General features: G+C 62.1%; 4 protein-coding genes and 1 pseudogene. 3 read left to right on the top strand and 2 right to left on the bottom strand.

The window, feature by feature from the left end:
• A pseudogene (locus EN879_RS22600) lies at positions 1-437 on the bottom strand (sensor histidine kinase); the annotation flags it as partial.
• Complete coding sequence (locus tag EN879_RS22595; protein WP_024505203.1) at positions 434-1,747, bottom strand: MFS transporter; 1,314 nt, start codon at positions 1,745-1,747, stop codon at positions 434-436. The pseudogene EN879_RS22600 and the gene EN879_RS22595, both read right to left, overlap by 4 nt.
• Positions 1,748-1,913: 166 nt before the next feature.
• On the opposite strand from EN879_RS22595, the gene cyoA reads away from it, so the two are divergent.
• The 3 genes from cyoA to EN879_RS22580 form a co-directional block, all read left to right on the top strand.
• Complete coding sequence (gene cyoA / locus EN879_RS22590; protein ID WP_013531506.1) at positions 1,914-3,083, top strand: ubiquinol oxidase subunit II; 1,170 nt, start codon at positions 1,914-1,916, stop codon at positions 3,081-3,083.
• A 15-nt stretch (positions 3,084-3,098) separates the two neighbouring features.
• A complete protein-coding gene (cyoB, locus tag EN879_RS22585; protein WP_063168040.1) occupies positions 3,099-5,111 on the top strand; it encodes a cytochrome o ubiquinol oxidase subunit I in 2,013 nt (670 codons plus the stop codon).
• A gap of 5 nt (positions 5,112-5,116) precedes the next feature.
• On the top strand, positions 5,117-5,630 hold a 514-nt coding region (locus EN879_RS22580), incomplete at its 3' end, for a cytochrome c oxidase subunit 3 (protein ID WP_127274254.1).

Raw genomic sequence — 5,630 nt, 5'->3', positions numbered from 1 at the left:
ATGAAGCACGTGCTTGCAATGAGGACAAGCGCCCAGACCGACCATGTCTCCAGCAGTACCGCGCCCAGGATGACCTGGAGCAGGTAAAGCGAAATGAAGGGATTGGACGCGCCGCCGCTCAGGTAAAGCTGGACCGTCAACGCGGTGACGTCGAGCAGCAGTCCAAGAAACAGCTCGGTGTTGGTGATCGCGTCCTGGCTGCTGTGCCGGCGCAGGCTGGCGACGTTGAGAGCGATCAGCAGCAGGATCACCACTGCCATCGGCACCAGCGGCAGCCCGATGCCAAGCGCGTAGCGGACGAACAGGATCGTCACGATCTGACCGCCGACCGCGATCCAGCGCAGTTGGATCAGAAGCAGAAAATTCTGCTTGTTGGTCTTGTCGTGCAGCGTCATTGGGCCGGGAGGTCCCCAGCCCTGGCCAAGCAGGTCACTCAAGCGGGAGTCCGATCCAGGCGCTGGTTGAGCCGCAGCGCCAGCAGCGTGCATAGCGCTCCCGACAGCAGATAGGCGCCTGACGAGATCAGCCCGAAATGGGCGGACAGGAACAGGGCGACAATGGGGGCGAAGCCGGCGCCGAACAGCCAGGCGAGATCCGAGGTCAGCGCAGCACCTGTATAGCGGTAGTTCTTTGAAAAATTCGAGGCGAGTGCTCCCGAAGACTGGCCGAACGACAGGCCGAGCAGGACGAAGCCCAACACCATGAAGACGGACTCTCCGACGAAGCCGCCATCGAGCAGCTGTGGCGCGAAACCGCTGAACACGGCAATGGCCACCGCCGAGCCTCCAAGCAAGGGCCAGCGCCCGACCCGGTCGGCAACGACGCCCGAGATCGCGATTGCCGCCAGGCCGAAGAAGGCTCCGATCGTCTCGATGACCAGGAACCGTGCCGGTCCCTCGCGCGTGAACAGGAAGATCCAGGACAGAGGAAACACCGTCACCATGTGGAACAGGGCGAAGCTCGCCAGCGGCGCGAAAGCGCCGAGCACGACAGTGCGCCCTTCGGCGCGCAACGTCTCGCGGACGGAAGTCGGCTCCAGTTCCTGGCCTTCGAACAGTTTGGTGTATTCCGGCGTCACCACGATGCGCAGCCGCGCGAACAGGGCGACGACGTTGATGGCGAAGGCGACGAAGAACGGGTAGCGCCAACCCCAGCTGAAGAAGTCTTCAGCCGACAGGTTGCCGACGAAATATGCAAACAGGGCACTGGCGACGATGAGCCCGAGTGGCGCGCCCAGCTGCGGGATCATCGCATACCAGCCGCGACGCTTTTCGGGGGCATTCAACGCCAGCAGCGAGGCAAGTCCGTCCCATGTCCCGCCCAGCGCCAGTCCCTGACCGATCCGGAACATGGCCAGCAGCCAGGCCGAAGCCGGGCCGATCTGGTCGTAACCGGGCACGAAGGCGATCGACACGGTCGAGGTCCCCAGCAGGAACAGCGCGATGGTGAGCTTGGCGCTGCGTCCGTAGGCGCGGTCGAGCGCGGTGAAGATCGCCGTCCCGATCGGCCGCGCGATGAAGGCAAGCGCGAAGATGGCGAAGGAGTAGAGCGTGCCGGTCAACGGGTCGGCATATGGAAATACGAGCTTGGGGAAAACGATGACGGAAGCGATCGCGTAGACGAAGAAGTCGAAGAATTCCGACGTCCTGCCGATGATGACGCCAACGGCGATTTCGCCGGGCTTCACCTCATGATGCCGCGCATTGATCCGTCTTGCGTCGGCTTCGATCTTCGAAGTTGGGCTCACAGCATTCTCCGTCGCCCCGCCGCGGTCTCATACGATCGCTTGCCATGTGCGCGGGCCAGATGCTTTGATGACGCCTGCCGCGTCATTGCGGCATTGGACAAATTGTCCAATGCCTTCATCGCCGCGGTACGGTTAGCACTGGGGGGAACAACCGACAGGTCATACATTGAGCCGTCTTCGTACCCTTTTCCTGCTGCCCCTGCTGGCATCGCTCGGCTCCTGCAGCATGGTCGTCCTGAACCCTGCCGGCGACGTCGCCGAGCAGCAGCGCGACCTGCTGATGGTGTCCACGGCACTGATGCTGATCGTCATCATACCGGTGATGGCTCTCACCATATTCTTTGCCTGGCGATACCGCCAGTCCAACCGCGAGGCGCGCTACGAGCCGGATTGGGACCACTCGACCCATCTCGAACTCGTCATTTGGGCTGTGCCGCTTCTGATCATCATCTGCCTGGGCGCGGTGACCTGGATGGGCACCCATCTGCTCGACCCCTATCGTCCGATCGGACGTGTAGCGGCCGGCAAGCCGCTGCCGCCGGACGTGCGCCCGCTTGAGGTCGAAGTCGTCGCGCTCGACTGGAAATGGCTGTTCATCTATCCGGAATACGGCGTCGCCGTGGTCAACGAACTGGCTGCGCCGGTCGACCGGCCGATCAGCTTTCGCATTACCTCCGCATCGGTGATGAACTCCTTCTACATTCCAGCACTGGCCGGCCAGATCTATGCGATGCCGGGTATGGAAACCAGGCTGCACGCTGTCATCAACAAGTCCGGCGACTATGAAGGGTTCTCTGCCAATTACAGCGGCGCCGGCTTCTCGGGAATGCGCTTCGCGTTCCACGGCCTCGAGGATGCCGGTTTCCAGGCATGGATCGCGAAGGCAAAGGACAGCGGCGGCAAGCTCGACCGAAACGGCTATCTTGAGCTCGAACAGCCCAGTGAGAACCAACCCGTGCGCCACTATGCGGCGGTGGATAGCGATCTCTACAAGGCGATCCTCAACATGTGCGTCGAGCCCGGCAAGATGTGCATGAGCGAGATGTCGCAGATCGATGCCAAGGGCGGTCTGGGAATGGCCGGCATCCGCAACACCCTTCCGCTGCTGTATGACAAGTTCGCCCGGCGCGGCACGATATTCGGCCCCGCCCCATCCTATGTCGCCAGCATATGCACGACCGAAGAAGCACTGGCCGCTTCGAAGGCTGATCAATCCGCCACGCCGATGACCTCGACGCCGATAGTCGGCGCTGGTCTGCAACGGCCACTGCCCCTGTCGATCCGACTGCCGTCACCTTCCGCAACCGGCACGCTTCGGTCGCCCTTCAACTCCTGAGGCGCCACGCAAGACATGTTCGACAATCCTGCTCTTCTCAAGGCGATCTTCGGCCGGCTTACGTTCGAGTCGCTGCCGCTGCACGAGCCCATCGTGGTCGCGACCTTCATTGTCGTCGCGCTGGGCGGCATCGCCCTCGTCGGCGCGCTGACCTATTTCAAGCTCTGGGGCTATCTGTGGCGCGAATGGTTCACCAGCGTCGACCACAAGCGCATCGGTGTGATGTACATGGTGCTCGGCATCGTCATGCTGCTGCGCGGCTTCAGCGACGCCATCATGATGCGACTCCAGCAGGCGATGGCCTTCGGCGGTTCGGAAGGCTATCTCAATTCGCATCATTATGACCAGATCTTCACCGCGCACGGCGTCATCATGATCTTCTTCGTGGCGATGCCGCTGGTGACGGGCCTGATGAATTTCGTCGTCCCGCTGCAGATCGGCGCGCGCGACGTGTCGTTTCCGTTCCTCAACAATTTCAGCTTCTGGATGACGGTCGGCGGCGCGGTCATCGTCATGATGTCGCTGTTCGTCGGCGAATTCGCGCGCACCGGCTGGCTCGCCTACCCGCCGCTGTCGGGTATCGGCTACAGTCCCGATGTCGGTGTCGATTATTATATCTGGGCGCTGCAAGTGGCGGGCGTCGGCACGCTGCTGTCGGGCGTGAACCTGGTCTGCACCATCGTCAAGATGCGCGCGCCTGGCATGACCATGATGAGAATGCCGATCTTCACCTGGACCGCGCTCTGCACAAATGTGCTCATCGTCGCCGCCTTCCCGGTGCTGACGGCGGTGCTGGCCCTGCTGGCTCTCGACCGCTATGTCGGCACCAACTTCTTCACGAACGACTTCGGCGGCAATCCGATGATGTACGTGAACCTGATCTGGATCTGGGGCCACCCCGAGGTCTACATCCTGATCCTGCCGGCCTTCGGCATATTTTCCGAAGTGACCTCGGCCTTCTGCGGCAAGCGGCTCTTTGGCTACACCTCGATGGTCTACGCAACCATCGTCATCACCATCCTGTCCTATCTCGTCTGGCTGCATCACTTTTTCACCATGGGGTCGGGAGCGAGCGTCAACTCGTTCTTCGGCATCACCACGATGATCATTTCGATCCCGACAGGCGCCAAGATATTCAACTGGCTGTTCACCATGTACCGCGGCCGCATCCGCTTCGAACTGCCGATGATGTGGACAGTCGCCTTCATGCTGACCTTCACCGTCGGCGGCATGACCGGCGTGCTGCTCGCCGTTCCGCCGGCCGACTTCGTGCTCCACAACAGCCTGTTCCTGGTCGCGCATTTCCACAACGTCATCATCGGCGGCGTGCTGTTCGGCCTGTTTGCCGGTATCAGCTACTGGTTCCCCAAGGCATTCGGCTTCCGGCTCGATCCGTTCTGGGGAAAGATGTCCTTCTGGTTCTGGGTGGTCGGCTTCTGGTTCGCCTTCATGCCGCTGTACATCCTCGGCCTGATGGGCGTAACGCGCCGGCTACGCACCTTCGAGGATCCCTCGCTGCAGATCTGGTTCATCATCGCCGCTTTTGGCGCCTTCCTGATCCTCCTTGGTATCCTGTCCTTCCTCATCCAGATCTTCGTCAGCGTGCGCCGGCGCGAGCAGCTTCGCGACGACACCGGTGATCCGTGGGACGGGCGTACACTCGAATGGGCAACCTCGTCGCCGCCCCCGGCCTACAATTTCGCCTTTACGCCGGTCGTCCACGATCTCGACACCTGGGCGGACATGAAGAATCGCGGTTACCAGCGTCCGTTGACGGGCTTCCACGACATCCACATGCCGCGCAACACCGGAGCCGGCGTCATTCTGGCTGGGTTGAGCGTGGTGCTTGCCGTGGCGCTCATCTGGTACATCTGGTGGCTGGCGATCGTGAGCTTCGTTGCTCTGATCGGCTACGCCATCGCGCATACCTTCAATTACGACCGGGACTTCCACATTCCGTCCAGCGACGTCACCCGCGTCGAGGACGAGCGGACACGCCTGCTCGCAGCCACCAGCCAGGCGGGATGAGCACCATGGCACACGCCGACACGGTGATCGACGACACGATCTTCCACCTGGAAGACGACCACGGCCATGCCGAGAGCGGCAGCAGCACCATGCTCGGCTTCTGGATCTACCTGATGAGCGACTGCCTCATCTTTGCGATGCTGTTTGCAGTCTACGGCGTGCTCGGTGGCAACTACGCCGCCGGGCCCGCGCCGAAGGACCTGTTCGATCTTCCGCTGGTCGCGCTCAACACCACCATGCTGCTCCTGTCCTCCATCACCTACGGCTTCGCGATGCTGGAGATGGCGAAAGGGCGAGTGAGGCCGATGCAGGTGTGGCTGGTGATCACCGGCCTGTTCGGCCTCGCCTTTCTCGGCATCGAACTCTACGAATTCGCCCATTTCATCCACGAGGGGGCGACGCCGCAGCGCAGCGGCTTTCTTTCGTCGTTCTTCACGCTGGTCGGAACGCATGGCCTGCACGTCACCTTCGGCCTGGTCTGGCTGGTGGTGCTGATGGTGCAGGTCTCCAGGCATGGGC

The organism is Mesorhizobium sp. M7A.F.Ca.AU.002.02.1.1, assembly GCF_003998535.1.
Taxonomy (GTDB): Bacteria; Pseudomonadota; Alphaproteobacteria; order Rhizobiales; family Rhizobiaceae; genus Mesorhizobium; species Mesorhizobium ciceri.
The sequence above is the reverse complement of the archived record's forward strand: the minus strand, read 5'-3'. Positions and strand labels throughout refer to the sequence as shown.